Annotated in this window: 21 protein-coding genes and 2 tRNA genes; 8 read left to right on the top strand and 15 right to left on the bottom strand. The window is 63.6% G+C overall.

The features are described 5' to 3' along the window. Position 1 precedes the first annotated feature (1 nt). The 3 genes from XALGPE39_RS08980 (at position 2) to XALGPE39_RS08970 (ending at position 4,424) form a co-directional block, all read left to right on the top strand. Positions 2-1,183, top strand: coding sequence for an efflux RND transporter periplasmic adaptor subunit (locus XALGPE39_RS08980; protein WP_045727890.1), 1,182 nt, complete (start codon positions 2-4; stop codon positions 1,181-1,183). Positions 1,184-1,190: 7 nt separating this feature from the next. Next, the gene (locus tag XALGPE39_RS08975; protein ID WP_045727889.1) at positions 1,191-2,768 is read left to right on the top strand and encodes a DHA2 family efflux MFS transporter permease subunit; all 1,578 of its coding nucleotides are present in this window, start codon (positions 1,191-1,193) and stop codon (positions 2,766-2,768) included. A gap of 192 nt (positions 2,769-2,960) precedes the next feature. Then, a complete protein-coding gene (locus XALGPE39_RS08970; protein ID WP_082061868.1) occupies positions 2,961-4,424 on the top strand; it encodes a GDSL-type esterase/lipase family protein in 1,464 nt (487 codons plus the stop codon). Positions 4,425-4,601: 177 nt separating this feature from the next. On the opposite strand, the gene XALGPE39_RS08965 is transcribed toward XALGPE39_RS08970, so the two are convergent. After that, positions 4,602-4,949 carry a helix-turn-helix transcriptional regulator gene (locus XALGPE39_RS08965; protein ID WP_045727888.1) on the bottom strand — a complete coding sequence of 116 codons (348 nt, stop codon included), beginning with the start codon at positions 4,947-4,949 and terminating at the stop codon, positions 4,602-4,604. Between the two features lie 250 nt (positions 4,950-5,199). Between XALGPE39_RS08965 and XALGPE39_RS08960 the strand changes: the two genes are divergently transcribed. Continuing rightward, on the top strand, positions 5,200-5,397 hold the full coding sequence (locus XALGPE39_RS08960; RefSeq protein ID WP_152624863.1) for a hypothetical protein: 198 nt from the start codon (positions 5,200-5,202) through the stop codon (positions 5,395-5,397). Between the two features lie 78 nt (positions 5,398-5,475). Here XALGPE39_RS08960 and XALGPE39_RS08955 read toward each other — a convergent pair. Both XALGPE39_RS08955 and XALGPE39_RS08950 read right to left on the bottom strand, forming a co-directional pair. Beyond that, positions 5,476-5,560, bottom strand: a tRNA-Leu gene (locus XALGPE39_RS08955). 89 nt (positions 5,561-5,649) lie between these two features. After that, entirely contained in the window at positions 5,650-6,087 is a 438-nt protein-coding gene (locus tag XALGPE39_RS08950) for a VirK family protein (RefSeq protein WP_082061867.1), read from the bottom strand. 352 nt (positions 6,088-6,439) lie between these two features. On the opposite strand from XALGPE39_RS08950, the gene XALGPE39_RS08945 reads away from it, so the two are divergent. The 3 genes from XALGPE39_RS08945 (at position 6,440) to rlmB (ending at position 10,038) form a co-directional block, all read left to right on the top strand. Then, positions 6,440-6,524 (top strand) — tRNA-Leu (locus tag XALGPE39_RS08945). 140 nt (positions 6,525-6,664) lie between these two features. After that, positions 6,665-9,103: a ribonuclease R gene (rnr, locus tag XALGPE39_RS08940; protein ID WP_082061866.1), complete on the top strand. Its 2,439-nt coding sequence runs from the start codon at positions 6,665-6,667 to the stop codon at positions 9,101-9,103. Between the two features lie 188 nt (positions 9,104-9,291). Further along, the gene (rlmB, locus tag XALGPE39_RS08935) at positions 9,292-10,038 is read left to right on the top strand and encodes a 23S rRNA (guanosine(2251)-2'-O)-methyltransferase RlmB (RefSeq protein WP_045727884.1); all 747 of its coding nucleotides are present in this window, start codon (positions 9,292-9,294) and stop codon (positions 10,036-10,038) included. Positions 10,039-10,166: 128 nt separating this feature from the next. On the opposite strand, the gene rnt is transcribed toward rlmB, so the two are convergent. From rnt to pstS (XALGPE39_RS08885), 10 genes are all read right to left on the bottom strand, one after another. Further along, on the bottom strand, positions 10,167-10,823 hold the full coding sequence (rnt, locus tag XALGPE39_RS08930) for a ribonuclease T (protein WP_045727883.1): 657 nt from the start codon (positions 10,821-10,823) through the stop codon (positions 10,167-10,169). A 64-nt stretch (positions 10,824-10,887) separates the two neighbouring features. Further along, positions 10,888-11,634, bottom strand: a complete 747-nt coding sequence (locus tag XALGPE39_RS08925; protein WP_045727882.1) for a putative DNA-binding domain-containing protein — start codon at positions 11,632-11,634, stop codon at positions 10,888-10,890. Continuing rightward, entirely contained in the window at positions 11,627-12,478 is an 852-nt protein-coding gene (locus XALGPE39_RS08920; RefSeq protein WP_152624862.1) for a DUF692 domain-containing protein, read from the bottom strand. The genes XALGPE39_RS08925 and XALGPE39_RS08920 overlap by 8 nt, the downstream gene beginning before the upstream one ends. A gap of 4 nt (positions 12,479-12,482) precedes the next feature. Then, the gene (locus tag XALGPE39_RS08915; RefSeq protein WP_045727880.1) at positions 12,483-12,845 is read right to left on the bottom strand and encodes a hypothetical protein; all 363 of its coding nucleotides are present in this window, start codon (positions 12,843-12,845) and stop codon (positions 12,483-12,485) included. A gap of 171 nt (positions 12,846-13,016) precedes the next feature. After that, a complete protein-coding gene (phoU, locus tag XALGPE39_RS08910; protein WP_045727879.1) occupies positions 13,017-13,727 on the bottom strand; it encodes a phosphate signaling complex protein PhoU in 711 nt (236 codons plus the stop codon). Between the two features lie 128 nt (positions 13,728-13,855). Continuing rightward, positions 13,856-14,683 (bottom strand): phosphate ABC transporter ATP-binding protein PstB, encoded by an 828-nt coding sequence (gene pstB, locus XALGPE39_RS08905; protein WP_045729083.1) that lies wholly within the window; start codon positions 14,681-14,683, stop codon positions 13,856-13,858. Between the two features lie 19 nt (positions 14,684-14,702). Beyond that, entirely contained in the window at positions 14,703-15,572 is an 870-nt protein-coding gene (pstA, locus tag XALGPE39_RS08900; protein ID WP_045727878.1) for a phosphate ABC transporter permease PstA, read from the bottom strand. Between the two features lies 1 nt (position 15,573). Beyond that, a complete protein-coding gene (gene pstC / locus XALGPE39_RS08895) occupies positions 15,574-16,548 on the bottom strand; it encodes a phosphate ABC transporter permease subunit PstC (RefSeq protein ID WP_045727877.1) in 975 nt (324 codons plus the stop codon). A gap of 230 nt (positions 16,549-16,778) precedes the next feature. Next, positions 16,779-17,879, bottom strand: a complete 1,101-nt coding sequence (pstS, locus tag XALGPE39_RS08890; protein ID WP_045727876.1) for a phosphate ABC transporter substrate-binding protein PstS — start codon at positions 17,877-17,879, stop codon at positions 16,779-16,781. 245 nt (positions 17,880-18,124) lie between these two features. Beyond that, on the bottom strand, positions 18,125-19,138 hold the full coding sequence (pstS, locus tag XALGPE39_RS08885; protein ID WP_045727875.1) for a phosphate ABC transporter substrate-binding protein PstS: 1,014 nt from the start codon (positions 19,136-19,138) through the stop codon (positions 18,125-18,127). Between the two features lie 287 nt (positions 19,139-19,425). On the opposite strand from pstS (XALGPE39_RS08885), the gene XALGPE39_RS08880 reads away from it, so the two are divergent. Further along, a complete protein-coding gene (locus XALGPE39_RS08880; protein ID WP_045727874.1) occupies positions 19,426-20,670 on the top strand; it encodes a porin in 1,245 nt (414 codons plus the stop codon). Between the two features lie 117 nt (positions 20,671-20,787). Here the strand turns inward: XALGPE39_RS08880 and nth are convergent, their stop codons facing one another. Further along, positions 20,788-21,477, bottom strand: coding sequence for an endonuclease III (gene nth, locus XALGPE39_RS08875; protein ID WP_045727873.1), 690 nt, complete (start codon positions 21,475-21,477; stop codon positions 20,788-20,790). After that, positions 21,474-21,845 carry a hypothetical protein gene (locus XALGPE39_RS08870; RefSeq protein WP_045727872.1) on the bottom strand — a complete coding sequence of 124 codons (372 nt, stop codon included), beginning with the start codon at positions 21,843-21,845 and terminating at the stop codon, positions 21,474-21,476. The genes nth and XALGPE39_RS08870 overlap by 4 nt, the downstream gene beginning before the upstream one ends. Positions 21,846-21,851 lie beyond the last annotated feature (6 nt).

Raw genomic sequence — 21,851 nt, 5'->3', positions numbered from 1 at the left:
AATGAATCAGACATCCACTCCCGCTTCCTCCGTTGCCGCCTCCAGCCGGCGCGGCAAGCTGCTGCGCGGCTTGGCCGTCGTCGTGGTGCTGGCGCTGATCGCCTTCGCAATCTGGTATTTCTGCATTGGTCGCTGGTACGAGCAAACCGACGATGCCTACGTGCAGGGCAATCTGGTGCAGATCACGCCGATGGTAGGCGGTACCGTGGTGCGGATCGACGCTGACGATGGCATGCGCGTGGAGCGCGGTCAGCTACTGGTGAAGCTCGATCCTGCCGAAACCGAGGTGGCGTTGCAGCAGGCGCAGGCCAATCTGGCGCGCACCGTGCGTCAGGTGCGTGGCTTGTACCGCTCGGTCGACGGCGCACAGGCCGAACTGTCCGCGCAGCAGGTGATTTTGCAGCGCGCCCGTGCCGATGTGGCCCGCCGCGCCGGCCTGGTGGCCAACGGTGCGATCTCCGCCGAAGAGCTGGCGCATGCCCGCGACCAGTTGGCCGCCGCTGAAGCGGCTGTCAGCGGTTCGCGCGAAACCTTGGCGCGCAGCAGCGTGCTGATCGACGCCGCTGGCGTGGATCGGCAACCCGAAGTGCAGGCCGCTGCCGCGCAGATGCGTCAGGCCTTTCTCAACAACGCCCGCACCGCCATCCTGGCGCCGGTTTCCGGCTACGTGGCGCGGCGTTCGGTGCAGGTCGGTCAGCGCGTGCAGCCTGGTACCACATTGATGGCGGTGGTGCCGTTGAATCAGGTCTGGGTGGATGCCAATTTCAAGGAAACCCAGCTCAAGCACATGCGTCTGGGCCAGCCGGTGGACATGGAGTCGGATGTGTACGGCAGTGGGGTGGTCTACCATGGCACGGTGCAAAGCCTGGGCATCGGCACCGGCAGTGCGTTCTCGTTGCTGCCGTCGCAAAATGCCAGCGGCAATTGGATCAAGATCGTGCAGCGCGTGCCGGTGCGCATCGCCATCGATGCCAAGCAACTGGCGGAGCATCCATTGCGCATCGGTCTATCGATGAAGACCGAGGTCGACATGCACCAGCAAAACGGCAATGTGCTGCCGATCAAGCCGGCCTCCGGCCCGCTGTTGGGCACCGATGTCTATGCGCAGCAGTTGCAGCAAGCCGACGCGGCAGTCGCGCAGATCATCCAAGCCAACCTGCCCGCCGTCGCCAAGGCGAATTGAGCCTGCCATGTCCAACCAAGCTGTTGCTCCTGCCGCGCCCGGCATGCCAGGCGCACCAGTCGCCGGATTTCGTCCGGCCAGCGTGGCGTTGTGCACATTCGGTTTGGCGCTGGCCTCGTTCATGCAGGTGCTCGACACCACCATCGCCAATGTGTCCTTGCCGACCATCGCCGGTAATCTCGGCGCCAGTTCGCAACAAGCGACCTGGGTCATCACTTCGTTCGCGGTGAGCAACGCCATTGCACTGCCGTTGACCGGCTTCCTCAGTCGTCGCTTCGGCGAGACCAAGTTGTTCGTGTGGGCCACCTTGGCCTTCACCATGGCCTCGTTGCTGTGCGGTCTGGCTCAGAGCATGGGCATGCTGGTGGTGTCGCGTGCGTTGCAGGGCTTCGTCTGCGGTCCGATGTATCCGATCACCCAGAGCCTGCTGGTTTCGGTGTATCCGCGCGAGAAGCGCGGGCATGCGCTGGCGCTGTTGTCGATGATCACCGTCGTGGCGCCCATCGCGGGGCCGATTCTCGGTGGCTGGATCACCGACAACTATAGTTGGCAGTGGATTTTCTTCATCAACGTGCCGCTGGGCATCATCGCTGCCAGTGTGGTCGGCGCGCAGTTGCGCGACAGGCCCGAACCGACCGAGCGTCCGCGCATGGACTACGTCGGCCTGATCACTTTGATCATTGGTGTGGGATGTCTGCAGGTGGTGCTGGATCTGGGCAACGACGAGGACTGGTTCAACTCGACCAAGATCGTCGTGCTCACGGCGATTTCGGTGGTGGCGTTGGCCACGTTCGTGATCTGGGAATTCACCGATAGCGACCCGATCGTCAACCTGCGTCTGTTCCGTCACCGGAATTTTCGCAGTGGCACCATGGCGCTGATCGTGGCCTATGCGGGATTTTTTGCCGTGTCCCTGCTGATTCCGCAGTGGCTGCAGCGCGATATGGGCTACACCGCGATCTGGGCCGGCCTTGCCACCGCGCCGATTGGCATCTTGCCGGTAATCATGACGCCGTTCGTCGGCAAGTACGCACCGCGTTTTGATCTGCGCCTGCTTGCCAGCATCGCCTTCATCGTCATGGCGATCACCAGCTTCATGCGTTCGGATTTCAATCTGCAAATCAGCTTCGAAAACGTGGCCGGTATCCAGTTGTTGATGGGGATCGGGGTGGCGCTGTTCTTCATGCCGATGTTGCAGATCCTGCTGTCGGATCTGGACGGGCGCGAGATCGCGGCCGGCTCCGGTCTGGCGACGTTCCTGCGGACCTTGGGCGGTAGCTTCGCCGCCTCGTTGACCACCTACCTGTGGGCCAAGCGCACCCAATTGCACCATGCGCATCTGACCGAGCATATCTTCGCGTATTCGCCCAGCACGCAGGAACGGATACAGGCGATGGGCGGCGGCAGTCTGCAAAACGGCGCGGCGCTTCTCAACAACAGCATCAATCACCAAGCATCGCAGATGGGGTTCAACGACATCTGCTATCTGCTGGGCTGGGGGTTCTTGGCGATCATCTTCCTGGTGTGGCTGGCCAAGCCGCCGTTTGGCGGCGGCGGTGGAGCGGCGGCGGCCGGAGGTCATTGAGCGGCGGTCCCCGCTGCGGTGCGTGCTCTGCTGCGTGGCGATGACGCCGCCCTGGCGTGGCGCCATGCTTGGCTGGAGGTGGTGCATCGCTGGTCGGCACGCTGACGTGTCCAGTCGCCCTCTTGCGCTTGCCGTTGCTGCGCGCGATGCAACAGAATGCGGCTCCCTTCGCAAACGTCGGCAGGTTCGGATATGCAGCGTTTTCTGCGCGCCTTGTGGTGTCGTTTCGAACATGTCCGGCCGTGGCGTGCCTGCGCATACGTGCTCTCGCTGGCGGTTGTCATCGCTGCCAGCGCCGGCATATCGCAAGCGTCCATCGTCGCTGCGGCCACGCCGACCGAGCGCGCGGACGCGGCTGGATGGATGCAGCGCCACCAGCAGATTCTTGCGCAGGTGCGTGCGCATGCGCAGACTCCGCTGCTGTTGATCGGCGACGCCATCTTCCGCAGCAGCGGGCCGGATGCGGTGGCCACATCGGCCTGGCAGACCTTTTACGGGGTGCGCGGTGCGCTCGATCTGGGCGTGGACGGCGATGCGACCGAGCATGTGATGTGGCGCTTACAACACGGTGAACTCGACGGTATCCAGCCCAAGGTGGCGATGCTGTTGCTGCGGACCGCAGCGGAGGATCACGACATGCGCAGCGCCGAGGACACCGTGCTCGGAATCGATGCGCTGGTGGCGACGCTGGAGCAACGTCTGCCGAAGACGCGCATTCTGTTGCTTGGCGTGCTGCCCGGCAGCGGGTCGGCGCAGGCGCGTGCGCGCGTGGATGCAGTCAATCGCATGCTGGCCGTGCACTATGGTGAACATCCGCGCGTGACCTATCTGGATGTCGTCGCGGCACTGCCGGGCGATGCGCCGTCCGCGTCCACGCCACAGGCACAACAACGTCTGGCCGAAGCCATCGAGCCGACCCTGGCGCGCCTGCTCGACGCACCGCCGCAGGTCCCACTGGCGGCGATGAGCGAGGTCAATACCGCGCTGATCCCGGTGCCGTGGTTGGAGCAGGATTCCTACGACTGGTACGCGCGCCATCATGCCGCGCTTGCGCAGGGCCGGCCGTTGCAGCCGCAAATCGTGTTGCTGGGCGATTCGATCACCCATTTCTGGGGCGGGCCGCCGCTGGCGACCCGGGTCAACGGCGCGCAAGCCTGGCAGCGAACCTTCGGCAGCGCGCGGGTGCTGAACCTGGGATTTGGCTGGGACCGCACTCAGAACGTGCTGTGGCGTCTGCGTCAGGGCGAATTGGATGGGCTGGCACCGCGTTGGGTGGTCATCAATATCGGCACCAACAACCTCGCCGGCACCGATCATGCGCGCACCAACACGCCGCAGGAAACCGCCGACGGTGTTGCCGCAGTGGTGGCCGAGGTGCGTCGCCGACTGCCGCACAGCAAGATTGTTCTGATGGCGATCCTGCCGCGCGGCTTTGCCGCCGATGGGCCGCTGCGTGCGCCGATCCTGGCGACCAACCGTCTGCTGGCCGCGCGCTTCGACCACGATCGGCAGGTGCGCTGGCTCGACATCGGTACACGTTTTCTACAGCCCGATGGCAGCTTGCCGGCGGCGCTGATGCCCGACAGCACCCATCCCAGCGAGGATGGTTATCGCATTTGGGGTGATGCCTTGCGCGCGGTCGGCGTCGGCGGCTGAGCATACGTCGGCGCGTGCGGCATGGCGCGTGTGTCGGCTCATCGTGACCAATCAAACCTCGCCCGTCGTTGTCGGGCGGGCGCAACGCACAGCAAGTGCTGCGTACAAGGTGCTGCCTGAGGATTGCGAACGTTCTGCGCGTCCGTCAGGCGGCGATGCCGTCGTTGGTGGCGACTCTCAGCCTTTGTCGGGTTTGAGCAGCTCCAGCACTGCCTCGCGACGGCGGGCCGGCATATTGCGGTAACGGGTCAACAAGGCTTGCTCGTGCTGATCGCGCGCTTGCAGGGTGTAATCGGGGGACGCTTCCTGCAGCCGCACGCTGGAGGCATGCCCGCAGATCAGGTCGTCGAGTGAGCGCTTCAGCACCACGCGCAGCATCGGCAGTAGCCGGAAGCTGGGTGTCTCACGGTCGTTTTCCCAGGCCGAAATCGACGACTTGGTAACGCCCAGGGAGAACCCCAGTTGCTCCTGAGTGAGCCCCGCAGCTTTTCTGGCTTCGCGCAACCGGTCGCCGAAGCTTTTCATCGCGGTGGGCCTTGCAGAGACGACGGGCTTACCAAGATATGGAGCATCCGCCAACTTGTCGTACAGTCACGCTTGACTCTAGGTGTTCGGTAATTCAATACTTCTGTGGTGCGGACGCGCCGATGCGCGTTGGCACGCACGACACGGATGCCTCAGGAGTGGAGATGTCGTATTTTCGTTGCATTACTGCTGTCAGGTGGCCTACGGCCGCGCAGCGTGTTGTTCGCGTATGCACAATGGAGGGCGTCGCGTGACCAAATACGATCTGAAACTCAAGCCGATTGCGCAATTCAAGCCGTCTTTGCAAGTGTTGGTACATGCTGCCAATGCCTACTTGGCCGCATCTGCGGCCGAGCGTCGCAACCCTGGCTACCGTGCCTATGTGGTGGCGATGTGGGTGGATGGCGTCCGCGTGGAGATCGGTCCGTTTCGCCCATCGCCGCCTTGAGCAAGATGGTTCGCGCGGTGGTGCCAACAAAAAACCCGCCGCAGCGGGTTTGTTTGATCCAACGTGACCTTTCGGTCGTGGTGCCCAGGAGAGGACTCGAACCTCCACGGTTTTACCCGCTAGTACCTGAAACTAGTGCGTCTACCAATTCCGCCACCTGGGCAACTCAGAACGACAATTGTCTGTGTGGCGCAAGGGACTGTCAAGCGCTGTGGCGACGGCGGCAGCTCGCGCCGTCGCCACAGCGGCTGGTCAGTGGCTGGCGTTGAAACGCAGGCCCTGGTTGATCGCGCAGCGGTAGCCCAGCGTCTGGCCGGTTTGCTCGTAGCTGGGCAGGGCAAAGATGAACATGGTGAAGTCGATGCTGTTGTCCGGATGTATTTGGTAACGCAGGAACTGCTGGATCGGCTTGCCGTCGCGCCCAACGGTCATGTGATCGTCTGCGAAAGACAGGGTGCCGTCGGGCGTCACGCGGTAAGAACCGATACGCAGGCCGCCATGGATCTGGCTCGGCGTGGCGCCACCGGACGTGGGCGTGCACTGACTCAGATCGATCGCCACGGCGACCGAGTTGCCGCTGTCCAGGGCATGTTCGATGTCGGCAAGCGAATCCAGTGGCGCGTGAGCGGAAGCCACCGTTGCACTGGCGAACAAGGCCACGGCGAGCAGGGAAAGGTGGAGAGGTTTCATGGGATGCAAGCTCCGGAGCATGGGGGAGGGCGACGGATCGTGCATTGCACGCTAGCGTTTTGTCGGATCGAGTCAACCGGCAAAAACGCGATTTCCCGGTGCCGTCACACTGTGTTCGAGGTTAGGTTGTGTTCGTCGCGCGATGTTCGAGTGGCATGCAAAACGCGGTTTTCCGCTCAAGGCAGGTGCCACTCGATGAGCCGTGCCTGGGCAGAGGCTTACGCAGGCGCTGTTGCGACAGTGCAGCGCGGGTTTCAGTGCGCACGCGGCCGATGCGTTTGTCTGTGGCGTGTGCCGGCGTCAGGCGCGTTGACAAGTACGGTGCCGCACCGCAGAATGCGCGGCCTTCAGCGCCCAGGTGGCGGAATTGGTAGACGCACTAGTTTCAGGTACTAGCGGGTAAAACCGTGGAGGTTCGAGTCCTCTCCTGGGCACCACAAGCAAGATCGCGAGAGCGCTGAACTCTCGCCGTGACCGGCCCGCGACGCGGGCTTCGTCGTTTCTGGGCTCTGCCGATGTGCGCATTGCGGGGTTGCGGTTGCGTTGGTGGTGCCCGCCATGCGAGTACCATGAGCGGATGACAACTCGCAAAAGTAAGTCCGGCAAGTCCGGCAAGTCTGCGTCCAACGACGCACCCGCTAGCAAACACGCTCCCGCCACCACGCCGAAGCCATCGCGCCTGCCCGCCTGGATGCCCAGTTTCCTGCGCCGTGGCCCCAAACCACCGTTGCAGCCCCTGCACCCTGAGTCGCCCGCAGCGGCCCCCTCCGCCGCTGCGACGCCGCTCCACGATCCACACGCCGCGCGTGAGGCAGAACGTTACGCTGAGCCGATCGCCAGCCGCGAGGCGATCTTGCAGTTGCTGCATCGTTGCGATGGTCCGCAGACGCTGCAGGAATTGGCCGCCCAGCTCGGCTTGACCGAGCCTTCGCGCATGGAGGCGCTGAGCAAGCGCCTGGGGGCGATGCTGCGCGAGGCGCAGGTGGTGCAGAACCGTCGTGGCGGCTACGCGCCGTTGCAGCAGACCAACCTGATTGCGGGTGTGGTGATCGCCAATCCGGATGGCTTCGGCTTCCTGCGTCCGGACGAGGGCGGCGACGACCTGTTCCTGCCGCCTTACGAGATGCGCAAGGTGTTGCATGGCGACCGCGCCCTTGCCAACGTCACCGGCATCGACCGCCGTGGCCGTCGCGAAGGCAGCATCGCGCGCGTGCTCGAACGCGGCCTGAGCCGCTTGATTGGCCGTTTCAGCCTGGAGGCGGGTATCGCCTACGTGGTGCCGGACGACAAGCGTATCCAGCGCAACGTGCAGATTCCCCACGATGCCATCGGCGAGGCGCGCGACGGCCAACTGGTGGTGTGCGAACTCACCTCCACGCCGGATGCGCGACGTCCGCCGATCGGCAAGATCATCGCGGTGCTGGGCGACAAGTTGACCCCGTCGCTGCTGGTGGAAGCGGCAATCCATGGTCACGAGCTGCCCTACGCCTTCCCGCAGGAGGTGCTGGACGAGGCAGCGGCGGTGCCGTTGACGGTGGCGCCGGAGGCGATCCAGGGCCGGGTGGATCTGCGCCACACGCCCTTGGTGACCATCGATGGCGCCGACGCCAAGGACTTCGACGACGCGGTGTTCTGCGAGTCCAACGCGGAGGGTTTCCGCTTGGTGGTGGCGATTGCCGATGTCTCCCACTACGTGCGTCCGGGCACGCCGCTGGATACCGAAGCGGTCAAGCGTGCGACCTCGGTGTACTTTCCCGGGTTCGTGGTGCCGATGTTGCCGGAGACGCTGTCCAACGGCATCTGCTCGTTGAATCCGAAAGTGGACCGCATGTGCTTTGTCTGCGATATGCAGATTGATCGTCAGGGCGAGGTCGCCGGCGCGCGCTTCTACGAGGCGGTGATGAATTCGCATGCGCGGCTCACCTATGACCAGGTGTGGCAGGCGGTGGGCGAGCGCGATGCGCAGGTGCGCAGCGAGTTGGCGGCGGTGCTGCCGCACTTGGAGCGTCTGCACCAGCTCTATCAGGTGTTGGCCAAGGCGCGTGCGCGCCGTGGCGCGATTGAGTTCGAGTCCTCGGAAGTGCGTTTTGTCCTCGACAACACCGGCGAGGTCACCCAGGCCGGGATGCTGATGCGCAACGACGCGCACAAGTTGATCGAAGAATGCATGATCGCCGCCAACGTGGCGGCAGCCCGTTGTCTGTTGGATGCGCGGATTCCGGCGCCGTTCCGCGTGCACGAGCGTCCACCCGAGTCCAAGTACGCCGATCTGCTGGAGTTCCTCAAGGAGTTCAAGCTGAGCCTGCCGGCATGGGCCAAAGTGGTGCCAGGCGACTTCACCAAGCTGCTGAAAAAGGTGCGCGAGCGCCCGGATGCGGCGCTGTTGGAATCGGTCTTGCTGCGCAGCCAGAGCATGGCGGTGTATTCGCCGGACAACGCCGGCCATTTCGGTCTGGCGCTGGAAGCGTATGCGCACTTCACCTCGCCGATCCGTCGCTATCCGGATTTGCTGGTGCATCGTGCGATCAAGTATGCGCTGACCCGTGGCGCGCCGGACAAGTATCTGTATGCGCCGCGCGCGATGGCGGCGTTGGCCTTGCAATGCTCCGAGCGCGAACGCCGTGCCGACGAGGCCGAGCGCGAAGTCGACGAGCGCTACCGCGCGGCGTGGATGGAGAAGCACGTTGGCGGCCAGTTCGATGGCGTGGTCAGTGGTGTCACCAGCTTCGGTTTGTTCGTCGAACTGGACCAGTCCAAGGTCAACGGCCTGATCCACGTGACCCAGTTGCCGCAGGACTATTATCAGTTCGACGCCAGCCGCAAGACCTTGACCGGCGAGCGTCGCGGCCGCCAATTCCGGCTTGGCGACCGGGTGCGCATCCTGGTGCTGAAGGCCAGCATGGAAGAGCGCAAGATCGATTTCCGCCTGGTCGAGGAGGGCAGCTCCTCGCACGAAGACCTGCCACCGCCGCCCGCGCGCGGACAGCCGGCCAAGCGCAAGAAAAAGAAGTACTGATGGCGCATGGGGCGGCACGCGCATCGTGGTGATGGCTGTGCGGCGCCGCCGCTGGCCGATCGTCCAGGATGGCCGCGACGGCGCGCAGGCGTTCGTGCACACCGCCGATCATGTCGCGCGGTCGAGCATGTGACGCGAGCGCCCGCAGCGCCTACCATGCGCGCTTTCCTTTCGTGTAGTCCGGTGGCATGAGCAAGCAGAACCAGTGGATCGTCGGCGTCAACGCCGTGGCTTCGTCGATTGAGAACGATGCCGACAACGTGCGCGAAGTGCTGGTCGAAGCCGGCAGCAAGAATCCGCGACTGCAGGAGATTGAGGAGAACGCGCGGCGCAAGGGCATCGAGGTGCGGCGGGTGAATACCCAGGCGCTGGACGGTGTCGGCGGTGCGGTGCGCCACCAGGGTGTGGCGGCGCGTTATGCGGCGGCGCGCACCTGGGCCGAGAACGAGCTGGAGGGCTTGGTAGCCGCTGCGCAAGGGCGTGCTCTGCTGTTGGTACTGGATGGGGTGCAGGATCCGCACAACCTCGGCGCCTGCCTGCGCAGCGCGGCGGCGGCGGGCGTCACGGCGGTGGTGATCCCAAAGGACAAATCCGCCCCAGTCAATGCCACCGTGCGCAAGACGTCCGCTGGTGCCGCTGACCGCCTGCCGATTGTGGCGGTAACCAACCTGGCGCGCTGCCTGCGCGAGCTGCAGAAGCAGGGGGTCTGGATCTATGGTCTGGCCGGCGAGGCCGAGACCTCGCTGTACGCGCAGGATCTGCGTGGCAATGTGGCGTTGGTGCTGGGCGGGGAATCGGACGGTCTGCGTCGGCTGACCCGCGAGCATTGCGACGGTTTGGTCCGGATTCCGATGCCCGGGGAGATCGAGAGCCTCAACGTGTCGGTGGCGGCCGGTGTCACCCTGTTCGAGGCGGTGCGCCAGCGCATGGGCTGAGTGCCGCTGTGCTGCGTGCGGGCTGCTGTAGTTTGCATTGCGGGGCCAAGCAGTAAAAAGCTGCGCGGCGGCGGGAGTACGCCGCCGGTTTTATCTGTAGAAGCGCTGGTGCCGGCCTGGCACTGGGTTCACGCGGGCGCTCCGCTCTGCGCGGCGGGCCAGGCATTGGCGATCTTGCAGAATAGCCGCGCGGTCTGTTCGGTGTCGTACACCGCGCTGTGGGCGTCGGCGGCGTTCCACTCGAAGCCGGCGGCCTGCACCGCGCGTGCCAGGACAGTCTGCCCGTAGGCGATGCCGGCCAGGGTCACGGTGTCGAACACGCTGAAGGGGTGGAACGGGTTGCGCTTGTGGCCGCAGCGCGCCACGGTCGCGTTGAGAAAATTCAGGTCGAAATGCGCGTTGTGTCCGACCAGGATCGCGCGTTGGCAGCCGTATTTCTTCACCGCCGCCCGCACGGGTGCGAAGACGTGTTCCAGTGCCTCGCGTTCGGGCTTGGCGAAGCGAAACGGGTGATCCAGGACGATGCCGGTGATTTCCAGCGATTTGGGATCGATGACGGTGCCAGGGGCCGGCACCACGTGTGCGCTGGCGGTGGTGCCGGGGGACAGCATGCCGGCCGCGTCCATTTCGAGCGGGATCACCGCGATTTCCAGAAGCGCGTGTCGGTTCCAGTCGAAGCCACCGGTTTCCACGTCCACGACCACTGGCAGATAGCCGCGGAAACGTCGCGACATCGGGGTAATGGCGAGAGCTTGGGGGGAGTGCGCTTCGAGTGGATCGTTCATGCGACAAGGGTAGCAGAGCAGCGTCAAGTGCCCGTCGCGGCGATGCGCCTGGATGTGCTGCGGCTCAGCGTGGTGGGCGGGTGCCGAGCAGGCTGCCCTGCGTGCGCAGGCGCTCGAACAGGGCGGCGCCGTCGTGCAGCATGGTGCCCGGATCGTGGTTGTGTGTGTCGGCCAGCTCCAGCAGCAGTGCGCGTCCGTTGCGCGTGCCAGACTGCAGTGCGCTCAGCATCGCATAGGTGAGCGGCGCCAGTTCGGCGAAGCGGACTTGACCGTCGGCGTCGCGTCGCGCCAGTAAGTAGGTCGGTGCGGGCGGTGCCGTGTCGGGTTGCCACGCCGGGCCGATGCGCTGCACCGGCCAGCGGTAGCGCAGCAGGCGCAGCCAGGGTGAGAGTTGCGGCACGCCATCGAGCAGGTCGCCGTGTGGATCGTGTGGTGGCAGTGCGCTGTCGTCGATCTGGACGTCCAGTTCGACAGTCTCGTAGTGGGCCAATTCTGCCAGCCATGGTCGGCGTGGATCGGCCGCGCGCTGTTCCAGGAACCGCACCAGTTCGCCGCCCAGGCGCGGGAACAGTGGGGTGTGCGCGCGATGTTCGGCGCAAAACGCACGTAGTAGTGCATCCCAGTCGGCTGTGCCGAGCGTCGTGCGCAGTACAGGAAACTGCGCGCCCAGTAGCTGGGCGAGATTATCGAAGAACAGCGCGCGGTATACCGCCAAGCGGCGCGGTTCGATGTCTGCCGGTGGCGCGTGTCGCTGCGGATCGCGCAGATGCAGGGTCAGCGCGAGTTGCTGGCTGCGCAATGTCTCAGCCATGTGCGCTGCACTGCGAGGGCAGTGCGTGTTGCTGCAGGTCGCGAATCTGTTGGATCTCGCCCAGCAGATCCGTCAGCGGCGGAAACTGGCCGTCGCGCTCCAGCAGGGTCGGACGCACGCCGTGTAGACGATAAGCGGTGCTCAGCAGATGCCAGACAGGGTCGATGACCGCTGCGGCATGGGTATCGATCTTCAGGCCGCTGGCGGCATCGTCGCGATGTCCGGCGATGTGGTACGAGGCGATCCGCGCGCTGGGCATGGCGGCGAGGAAGGCCATGGCGTCGTAATCGTGGTTATGGGCATTGACATGGACGTTGTTGACGTCCAGTAGCAGGTCGCAGTCGGCTTCGCTCAGCACCGCGTTGACGAATGCGGCTTCGCTCAGTGCCTGTCCCGGCGCGGCGTAGTAGGAGACGTTCTCCACGGCGATGCGTCGGCCGAGTGCGTCCTGAGCCTGGGCGATGCGTGCGGCCACATGGCGCACCGCCTCGTCAGTGAACGGTAACGGCAGTAGTTCGTAGAGCTGGCCGTCGTCGGCGCTGTAGCTGAGGTGTTCGCTATACAGCACGACCCGGTGCCGATCCAGAAACTGGCGTGTCTGCCGCAACAACATCGCGTCCAGTGGCGCGATGCCGCCGAGCGACAGCGATAGGCCATGGCAACTGAGTGGATGGCGCGTGCTCAGTGTCTGCAGCATTTCGCCGGGACGGCCACCGACACCGATCCAGTTGTCGGGCGCGCATTCGAGAAAATCGAAGGCGTCTGCGGGCAGGTGGAGCAGGTCCGGTAGCAGGCCGCGGCGTAGGCCGAGTCCGGCGCTCGCCGCAGCCAGGGGCCGCAGCATGGCTTCAGCCGCCGCCACCGCATTTGCCTTCGCCGCATTTGCCTTCGGTCATGGCCTTGTCGTGGTGTTTGGCGGTGGCCTTGCCTGCTTTTTTCTTGCTATCTGCGGTCGTGGGGGCATGCGCACCGCACTTGCCTTCGGCAGTCTTGGCGCTGGGCTGGTTGTGTTCGATGTGCGCGGCCGATGGTGTTGGCGTCGCGGTTGGTGTCGCCGTCGGGTCTTCTGTTTGCGGCGGTGTGCTCGTCTGAGTGCCGAGCGCGTAGCCTTGGTCGAGGTCGGTCATTGCCAGCGCGGAGGTGGACATGCTCAGCCCGCTGAGCAGGATCGCACCGGCGAGGGTAGGGGACGGGCGTGGTGATCGGGACATGCGCAGACTCCTGGCGAAGGGATGGGCACCGACGTCGCGCCGATGCGTTGCCAAGCCTACTCGCAGTGGGAGGAGCTTGCATGCGGCGGCGCGCTGCGCCACGGAAAACTCCGCAATGCCTTTTGTCGCACAGCCGCAGTCGCGGCTGCGGCCAAACCCGGTTATCCGTTCTCAGATACCGCTGGTGGAGCTGGTTTCGTCGCGTTTGTCGCGCCGCGGCAGCGGTTGGTCGCCATGCACCAGGAACCACACGTTCTCGGCGATGTTGGTGGCGTGATCGCCGATCCGTTCCAGGTTCTTGGCCATGAACAGCAAATGCGTGCATGGGGTGATGTTGCGCGGATCTTCCATCATGTAGGTCAGTAGCTCGCGAAACAGCGCGGTGTACTGTGCGTCCAGTTGCGCATCGTCCTGGCGGACCTGCAGTGCCAGGGTGGCGTCGTTGTTCTGGTAGGCCATCAACGCGGCCCGGACCTGCTGCGCGGCGAGTTTGCCGAGCTGGCGCAGGCCCAGGGTCTGCGGCATCGGCGGTGACAGGTTCAGCGCGATCGAGCGCTTGGCGACATTGGCAGCGTAGTCGCCGATGCGTTCGATGTCGGAGGGAATGCGCAGGCCGGCGAGGATCTCGCGCAGGTCGCGCGCCATCGGTCCGCGCAGCGCCAGGCGCATGACGTCGTGGCTGATCGATTGCTCAAGCGCGTCGATTGCCTCGTCGTTGACGACGATGCGTAGCGCAGCGTTGTCGTCGCGGCGTTCGACCACGTCCAGTGCCGCTTCCAATTGCGCCACCGCAGTTTCGCCCATGCGCACGATTTCTGCGGTGAGGCGATGCTGTTCTTCGTTGTAGCTCTTCACGATGTGCTCGTTGGGCGGAGTATTCATGGTGTGGCTCCATTTGATCCGGCGTTGTCGCCGCTATCATTACAAACTTTAAGGCGCTGGCTTTCTGTGGCTGTTGTCCGCTCTGCGGTGGGCAGGTGTCGCGGCGAGAGGGCTGCCGCAGCAGGCGCTTAGCCGAAGCGTCCAGTGATGTAGTCTTCGGTCTGCTGTTTGCTGGGTTGCGAGAAGATGGTTTCGGTACGGTCGTGTTCGATCAGGTCGCCCAGGTACATGAAGGCGGTGTAGTCGGACACGCGCGCGGCTTGCTGCATGTTGTGGGTGACGATGAGGATGGTGTAATCGGTCTTGAGTTCTTCGACAAGCTGCTCGATGCGGCTGGTGGAGATCGGGTCCAACGCCGAGGTGGGTTCGTCGAGCAGCAGCACGTCCGGGCGCAACGCCACCGCACGGGCGATGCACAGGCGCTGTTGCTGGCCGCCTGACAGCCCCAGCGCACTCTGCCCGAGTTTGTCTTTGACCTCGTCCCACAGCGCGCCCTGGCGCAGCGCTTGTTCGACCCGTTCGGCCATCTCGGCCTTGGACAATTTTTCGTGGTGGCGGATGCCGTAGGCGACGTTCTCGAAAATGGTCATCGGGAACGGCACTGGCTTCTGGAACACCATCCCGACCTTGCTGCGCAGGCGGTTCATTGGATACTTCGGCGAGAGGATGTTCTCCCCGTCCAGCAGGACTTCGCCGCGCGCTTCCAGCTTCGGATACAGCGCGTAGATGCGGTTGAAAATGCGTAGCAGGGTGGATTTGCCGCAGCCGGATGGGCCGATCAACGCGGTGACGCGCTTCTCCGGCACCTGCAAGTTGATGCTCTTCAGCGCATGGTACTTGTCGTAGTAGAAGTCCAGGCCGCGCGCGGCGATTTTGACCGGTGATGGCGCCAGCGCAGTGTGCCCGGTGGGCATAGCGATGCGATGCATCGGTGCGGCGTTGTGGTGATCGTTCATGGCCTGTTCCATAGGAAAATCAATCGTTGGAAATCTTTTTGCGCAGCAGCAGGGCGCGCGCGCCTAGGCTGACCAGCAACACGAACACGGTGAGCACCAGTGCGCCGGACCAGGCCAGTAACTGCCAGCTGGGATAGGGGCTGCCGGCGAAGGAGTTCATCACCACCGGGACGCTCGCCATCGGCTGCATGATGTTGTTGTTCCAATACTGGTTGCCGAAAGCGGTGAACAGCAGCGGCGCGGTTTCGCCGCTGATCCGCGCCAGCGCCAACAGCACGCCGGTGACGATGCCAGCCGAGGCGCTGCGATACAGCACCTGCATCGTCACCTTCCATTGCGGGATGCCCAGCGACAGCGCCGCTTCGCGCATCTGCGCCGGCACCAAACGCAGCATTTCGTCGGTGGTGCGCACCACCACCGGCAGCACGATGAAAGCCAGTGACAGCGCGCCGGCCATCGCCGAGAAGCGGCCGCCGGTCTGCATCACGTACAGGGTGTAGACGAACAGGCCGAGCACGATCGAGGGCGCCGATAGCAGGATGTCGTTGACGAAGCGCACCACCTGGCCGGTCTTGCGCGCATTGCCGTACTCAGCCAGCCAGGTGCCTGCGGCGACACCGATCGGGGTGCCGATCAGCAGGGCCAGGCCGCACATCACCGCGCTACCGAAGAACGCGTTGGCCAAGCCGCCTGTTTCCTCGCCAGGCGGCGGGGTCATGCGGATGAACAGATCGAGATGGATGCCCGAGATGCCTTTGCCGACCAGCGTCCACAGGATCCAGGCGAGGAATGCCAGTCCGAACAGCGCGGTCAGGCAGGACACCGTGACCGCCATTGCGTTGATTATGCGGCGGCGCTGGTACAGGCGGTGCGCGATGTCTGTGGCCATTTCAGTTGCCCTCCCTGCGCGCGAGCTGCGCCAGCATCAGCCGGGCAATCGCCAGCACGATGAAGGTCACGATGAACAGCACGAAGCCCAGCAGCAGCAGCGCGGAGCGGTAGGTGTCGGTGGCTTCGCCGAAATCGTTGGCGATCAGTGCGGCGATCGTGGTGCCGGGTTCCAACAGCGACGGCGAGAGTCGCACTGTGTTGCCGACCACGAAGGCCACCGCCATGGTTTCGCCGAGCGCGCGTCCCAGCCCCAGGAAGATGCCGCCGATCACCGCCGAACGGGTGTAGGGTAGCACGATATCCCAGCTCACTTCCCAGCGGGTGGAGCCGAGCGCGTAGGCCGATTCCTTGAGCCGGGTCGGCACGGTCAGGAACACCTCGCGCATCACCGAGGAAATGAACGGGATCACCATGATCGCCAAGACGATGCCGGCGGTGAGCAGGCCGATGCCCAGTGGCGGCCCCTGGAAGATCGGCCCGATTACAGGCAGCGTGCCGAGGTGATCGTTGAGCCAGGGGGTGACGTAGTCGGTCATCACCGGCACCAGCACGAACAGGCCCCACATGCCGTAGATGATCGAGGGGATGCCGGCCAGCAGTTCGATCGCGGTTCCGACCGGGCCGCGCAGCCAGCGTGGTGCCACCTCGGTGAGGAAGAACGCGATGCCGAAACTCACCGGCACTGCGATCAGCATTGCGATCAGCGCGGTCACCAGCGTGCCGTAGATCGGCGCCAGCGCGCCGTACTTGTTCTCGACCGGATTCCACTCGCTGGAATAGAAGAAACTCAGCCCTTGCAGTTGCAGCGCCTGGCGGCCACCCCACAGCATCGACATGGCTGCGCTGGCCAGGGCAACGAGGACGAAGACGACGGTGGCGGTCAGCATCCAGCGGAACACTCGGTCGGCGCGGGCGTCATGCAGGTCGCGTCTGCGAGGCGCCGTCATTGTGTCGGGAATGGCAGGGGCATTCATGGCTCGAAACTCGCCGGGACGTGCTTGCGCACGTTCCGATGGTGGCTGCGGCGGGTGGAGTCGCGCGCGGCGGGTGGTTGCATCGTTGCTGCGCTGATCGGAACCGGGAAGTTCAGATCACAGCGTGCGCAGATGACGTCGGGGGGCTTGTAATATACAGATGGGACTGCACGGAGCGGGTGTGGCTTGGAACTTGTCGTAGGAGAACCTGCCGGATGGCAGCTCTGCGCCTATTTAAATTCCTCGTTCCAGTATGCTTCGATCTGTTGCACCAATGTTGTTGGCAGCGGCACGTAGTGCAGTGCCTTGGCTTGCGGCTGACCGTTCTCGAACGCCCATCTGAAGAACGCCAGGGTCGTCTGATTGCGGGCTGGGTCTTTTGCATGCTTGGGCACCAGCATGAAATTGGTGGCTGTGATCGGCCATGCTTGCGCGGCGGTGGAATTGGTGATGATTAGGTTGAAATCCTTTGCGCTGGCCCAATCCGCCGACGCCGCCGCTGCGGTGAAGCTGTCCGCATTGGGTTGTACCCAGTTGCCGGCGGCGTTCTGCAACGAGACATAGGACATTTTGTTCTGTAGCGCGTAGGCTATCTCGACGTAGCCGATCGATCCCTTGATCTGTTGAACATACGAAGCTACTCCTTCGTTGCCTTTACCGCCGACGCCGCCTGGCCATTGCACCGAAGTGCCTTCGCCGACTTTGTTCTTCCAATCCTGGCTGATCTTGGATAGATAGTTGGTGAAGTTGAAGCTGGTGCCCGAACCGTCGGAGCGGTGAACCAGGTTGATCTTGCTGTTGGGCAGGCGCAGGTCGGGGTTCAGCGCGGTGATCGCCGGGGCATTCCAGGTGGTGATCTTGCCGAGAAAAATGTCGGCCAGCAGTGCGCCGGTCAGTTTCAACTTGCCTGCTTGCATGCCTTCCAGGTTGACCACCGGCACTACGCCGCCGATCGCCGACGGGAATTGGCCGAGGCCAGCGGCGGCCAGTTCTGCGCTGGCCAGCGGCTTGTCCGAAGAGCCGAAGTCCACGGACCTGTTCTTGATCTGGGCGATACCGCCGCCGGAGCCGATCGACTGGTAGTTGATCTTGTTGCCGGTGGCTGCGTTGTAGTCGGCCGACCACTTTGACAACAGCGGATAGATGAAGGACGCGCCGGCACCGGAGATTTCCGCAGCACTCCTGACGCCAGCGGTTGGAACGGCGGTGGGCGTCCCGCCAGTACTATCGGCGGCACCTTGCGAGGTGTCGCCATTGCCGGGCTGGCAGCCAGAGAGGGCGAAGATCAGCGCCGAGGATAGGACGGCAACACGCGTTGGCTGCAGTTTCATCGACTCACTCCGTGGCCAAGAGCGCCGGTGCGTCCGGCTGACGCGCGCTATGAAATGATAATTTTGTTACAAGGGCATGACTTGTGCATTCGCTCGCGGAGTTGGGAGCTGTTCCGGACCGCGCTAATTGGATGTCAACGCCTGACTGCATGGGGGGCGCAAACAAAAACGCGGACCTTACGGCCCGCGTCGGTGGGGGTTGCAGGTGCCGTCGCGCGCTGCGACGGGTACCTGGGGTACGCCCGTTACTTGAGGTTCTGCGCCCAATAGGCTTCGATCTGCTGGACCAGCGGCTCCGGCAGCGGCACGTAGTCCAACGCCTTGGCCTGCGCCTGGCCCTGCTCGAAGGACCACTTGAAGAACTCCAGGGCCGCCTTGGAAGAGGCCGGCTTCTTGGCTTTTTTGTACATGATCGCCCAGGTCGTGGCGGTGATCGGCCATGCGTCCTGACCCGGCGCGTTGGTCATGATCAGGTTGAAATCCTTTGCGGACTTCCAATCGGCGGTCGCGGCCGCAGCGGAGAAAGACTTGTCGTTCGGCATGATGAAACTACCGGCGGCATTCTTCATACCGGTGTAGCTGAGTTTGTTCTGCAGTGCATAGGCATACTCGACATAGCCGATGCCGCCACGTATCTGCTTGACGTAAGCGGCCACGCCCTCGTTGCCCTTGCCGCCGATGCCGGCAGGCCATTGCACCGCTGTGCCTTCGCCAACCTTACTCTTCCACTCCGGGCTGACCTTGGACAGGTAGTTGGTGAAATTGAAGCTGGTGCCCGAACCGTCGGAGCGATGCACGATGGTGATCTTCATGTCCGGCAGAGCCAGGCCAGGATTGAGCGCGGCGATCGCCGGGTCGTTCCACTTGCTGATCTTGCCCAGGAAGATGTTGGCCAGCACGGTGCCGTCCAACTTCATCGCGCCGGGCGCGACGCCAGCCACGTTCACCACTGGCACGATGCCGCCGATCACGACCGGGAACTGACCCAGGCCGAACTTGCTCAGCTCCGCAGCACTGAGCGGCTTGTCGGACGCGCCGAAATCCACCGTCGCGGCCTCGATCTGGGCGATGCCGCCACCGGAACCGATGGACTGGTAATTGATGCGGTTACCGCTTTTTTCAGCGTAGGCCGCCGACCACTTCGACAGCACCGGGTAGACGAAGCTGGAGCCTGCGCCAGTGACATCGGTGGCTTGCGCCGCCAGCGAAAACGAAACGACCGCAGCGGCTGCCAGCAGTCGGAGCTTGAGGGAACGCATCTGGAGAACTCCTGAGAAGGTTGAGATGCCGACACCCCTGCCGACATCAGTGAAATTGCAAGACTTTTTCGTGAATGCTTGAAGAAGAATAGGTTTCATCTTGGTGACAGATTAGCACGGCCATTTAACTTGGCCCCGGCATGGGGTCCATGGGATTTAAATTCATTCCGACACGGTTTTGACTTAAAAGTTCCATATATTTGACGGAATCTTTACAAATGGTCAGACTGTTGCCCACCCCAGCCGTATCACATCGTTGTCCAACCAACCACTGGAGACATCCTCAAATGCGTTCTCATCTACTCGCTTCGGCGATCCTTGTCAGCCTCGGTCTGACCTCGGCACCGCAGGCATTTGCTGCTGCGAAGACCAAGACCAGCACTCCTGCAGTGTCCGCGGCCCAGTTGCAGCAACTGCAGGCGCAGATCGAAGCATTGCAAACCCAGGTGCAGCAGTTACAAGCGCAATCGCAAGCGTTGCAGGCGCAGTCCGATGCCCAGTCGGAAGTCAATGTCACCCAGGCTCAGGCCACTGAAGCAGCACAGGCCAGCGCAAGCAAGGTCGACAAGCTCGCCAAGCTGGTCGACAACACCAAGGTCGGTGGGCGGATGTTCTTCGATCTGAGCGACGTCGACAGGACCAGCAGCGGTGCCAAGACCGCCGCCAGCGGTTTCGGTCTGGACGTCAAGCGGTTCTATCTGACCGTCGACCATTCCTTCAACGATATCTGGTCGGCCAACCTGACCACCGACTTCCAGTACAGCTCGGCCATCTCCAGCACCGAACTGTTCATCAAGAAGGCATACGTGCAGGGCAAATTCAACGATGCTTTCGGCTTGCGCATCGGTGCGGCCGATATGCCGTGGTTGCCGTTGATCGATAAGTACTACGGTTACCGTTACGTCGAAAACACCCTGAATGACCGCATGAAGACGGCCAACTCCTCCGACTGGGGTCTGCACGCCTTTGGTGACCTCGGCACGCAGGTCAACTATGCGGTGTCGGTGGTCAACGGCGCTGGCTACAAGACCCTCGCGCGCAGCAAGCGGATGGACGTGGAAGGCCGCGTCGCCTACACGCCGATTCCCAACCTGGCCATCGCACTCGGTGCCTATTCGGGCAAGCTGGGCAAGGAGACCGATATCCTTGAGGCCAACCACACTTACAACCGCGCCAACGCGATGGTGGCCTACGCGGATTCGAGATTCCGCTTGGGTGGTGAATATTTCGTCGCCAAGAATCTCAATAATGTGTTGACCGTTGCCAGCGATAAGCTCTCTGGCTGGTCGACGTGGGGCAGCGTGGTGCTGGCCGACAACGGCATCAGCTTGTTCGGGCGTTACGACAAGGTCGATCTGAGCAAGACGCTTGACCCTTCGTTCTACGACAAGTACTGGAACGTTGGCGTCGAGTTCCCGGTGCTGAAGAACCTGAAGTTGGCGACGGTGTACAAATACACCCACCAGCAAGACATCAGCAAGATCGACGTGAAGACCAAGGAATTCGGCATCTGGGGCGACATGTCGTTCTGATTCGCCGATCTGCGATGGTTGTAAGTTCGGCAGGAAGGCGGCGCAGATGCGCCGCCTTTTTGTTTTCTGATGCTGGCCCGCAGGTCATGGGTCATGCCATCGTGCCGCGAGATCGCTTCAGTGCTCGGTTGCCGGCGTCTTGTCCTTGAACCGACACAGGTCGCCGATCACGCACTGCGGACAATCGGGTTTGCGTGCCTTGCACACATAGCGGCCATGCAGAATCAGCCAATGGTGGGCGTCGTAGAGGAATTGCGCCGGGACGCGTTTGAGCAGGGCATCCTCGACCGCACGCACATCTTTCCCCGGCGCAAGCCCGGTGCGGTTGGCAACGCGGAAAATATGCGTGTCCACGGCCATGGTCGGTTCGCCGAAGGCGGTATTGAGCACCACGTTGGCGGTCTTGCGGCCGACCCCGGGCAGCGCTTGCAGCGCATCGCGTTCGCGCGGAACCTCGCCGTCGTACTGCTCGACCAGGATGCGGCAGGTGGCGATGACATTCTTGGCCTTTGCGTTGAACAGGCCGATCGTGGAGATGTAGCGCTTCAGTCCGTCTTCGCCCAGCGCCAGGATTGCGGCCGGCGTGTTCGCCACCGGGTACAGCCGGCGGGTGGCCTTGTTGACGCCGACATCGGTGGCCTGCGCCGACAGAATCACCGCGATCAGCAATTCGAACGCAGTGCTGTACTGCAATTCCGTGGTCGGGGTTGGGTTGAGCGCGGCCAGGCGCGAAAACACCTCGTGGATTTCCTCCTTGCGCAGCGTGCGTCCACGTCGTGTGGTGCTGGTGGTCGCGCTCGCACTCACGACGGGCTCCTTGCCGCTTTGGCTTTTGCGCGGGCCAGGATCGCCGCTGCGGCTGCGGGAAGTGGGGGCGCCGTGGCGGCGCTTGCCGGTGCGGCACGGCGGGCCTGGCGTGCTTGTGCGCGCAGTGCCAAGCGCGCCGCACGCGCACGGTGGCGCGCGCGTGCGGCCCAGGCGATGCGCAACCGCTGCTGTGCATCCAGCAGTTGTGCGCGTAGCTGTGGCTGCGCTGGATCCAGGGTGTCGTGGTCGGGATCGTCGCCGACATAATCCATCAGGCCACCCTCGATTGCGGCATCGAGGTTGTCGTCGAGAATCCAGCGCAATAGTTGCAGCGGCGAGACGGTAGCGGGGGTGCAGGCGTGGGACATCTGTGG

The sequence above is a fragment of the Xanthomonas sp. GPE 39 genome, from assembly GCF_000963005.1.
Lineage (GTDB): Bacteria > Pseudomonadota > Gammaproteobacteria > Xanthomonadales > Xanthomonadaceae > Xanthomonas_A.
Note: the sequence above shows the minus strand (reverse complement) of the source record. Positions and strands in the feature narration are given on the sequence as shown.

What these genes read in the sequence shown, in the direction of transcription:
- pstB (WP_045729083.1), bottom strand. Translation starts at nt 14,683, where the DNA reads ATGAACGATCACCACAACGCCGCACCGATGCATCGCATCGCTATGCCC.
- XALGPE39_RS08965 (WP_045727888.1), bottom strand. Translation starts at nt 4,949, where the DNA reads ATGAAAAGCTTCGGCGACCGGTTGCGCGAAGCCAGAAAAGCTGCGGGG.
- pstS (WP_045727875.1), bottom strand. Translation starts at nt 19,138, where the DNA reads ATGCGTTCCCTCAAGCTCCGACTGCTGGCAGCCGCTGCGGTCGTTTCG.
- XALGPE39_RS08915 (WP_045727880.1), bottom strand. Translation starts at nt 12,845, where the DNA reads ATGTCCCGATCACCACGCCCGTCCCCTACCCTCGCCGGTGCGATCCTG.
- XALGPE39_RS08980 (WP_045727890.1), top strand. Translation starts at nt 2, where the DNA reads ATGAATCAGACATCCACTCCCGCTTCCTCCGTTGCCGCCTCCAGCCGG.
- XALGPE39_RS08970 (WP_082061868.1), top strand. Translation starts at nt 2,961, where the DNA reads ATGCAGCGTTTTCTGCGCGCCTTGTGGTGTCGTTTCGAACATGTCCGG.
- XALGPE39_RS08925 (WP_045727882.1), bottom strand. Translation starts at nt 11,634, where the DNA reads ATGGCTGAGACATTGCGCAGCCAGCAACTCGCGCTGACCCTGCATCTG.
- XALGPE39_RS08870 (WP_045727872.1), bottom strand. Translation starts at nt 21,845, where the DNA reads ATGTCCCACGCCTGCACCCCCGCTACCGTCTCGCCGCTGCAACTATTG.
- XALGPE39_RS08975 (WP_045727889.1), top strand. Translation starts at nt 1,191, where the DNA reads ATGTCCAACCAAGCTGTTGCTCCTGCCGCGCCCGGCATGCCAGGCGCA.
- XALGPE39_RS08920 (WP_152624862.1), bottom strand. Translation starts at nt 12,478, where the DNA reads ATGCTGCGGCCCCTGGCTGCGGCGAGCGCCGGACTCGGCCTACGCCGC.
- XALGPE39_RS08950 (WP_082061867.1), bottom strand. Translation starts at nt 6,087, where the DNA reads ATGAAACCTCTCCACCTTTCCCTGCTCGCCGTGGCCTTGTTCGCCAGT.
- phoU (WP_045727879.1), bottom strand. Translation starts at nt 13,727, where the DNA reads ATGAATACTCCGCCCAACGAGCACATCGTGAAGAGCTACAACGAAGAA.
- pstS (WP_045727876.1), bottom strand. Translation starts at nt 17,879, where the DNA reads ATGAAACTGCAGCCAACGCGTGTTGCCGTCCTATCCTCGGCGCTGATC.
- XALGPE39_RS08880 (WP_045727874.1), top strand. Translation starts at nt 19,426, where the DNA reads ATGCGTTCTCATCTACTCGCTTCGGCGATCCTTGTCAGCCTCGGTCTG.
- rlmB (WP_045727884.1), top strand. Translation starts at nt 9,292, where the DNA reads ATGAGCAAGCAGAACCAGTGGATCGTCGGCGTCAACGCCGTGGCTTCG.
- rnr (WP_082061866.1), top strand. Translation starts at nt 6,665, where the DNA reads ATGACAACTCGCAAAAGTAAGTCCGGCAAGTCCGGCAAGTCTGCGTCC.
- rnt (WP_045727883.1), bottom strand. Translation starts at nt 10,823, where the DNA reads ATGAACGATCCACTCGAAGCGCACTCCCCCCAAGCTCTCGCCATTACC.
- pstC (WP_045727877.1), bottom strand. Translation starts at nt 16,548, where the DNA reads ATGAATGCCCCTGCCATTCCCGACACAATGACGGCGCCTCGCAGACGC.
- pstA (WP_045727878.1), bottom strand. Translation starts at nt 15,572, where the DNA reads ATGGCCACAGACATCGCGCACCGCCTGTACCAGCGCCGCCGCATAATC.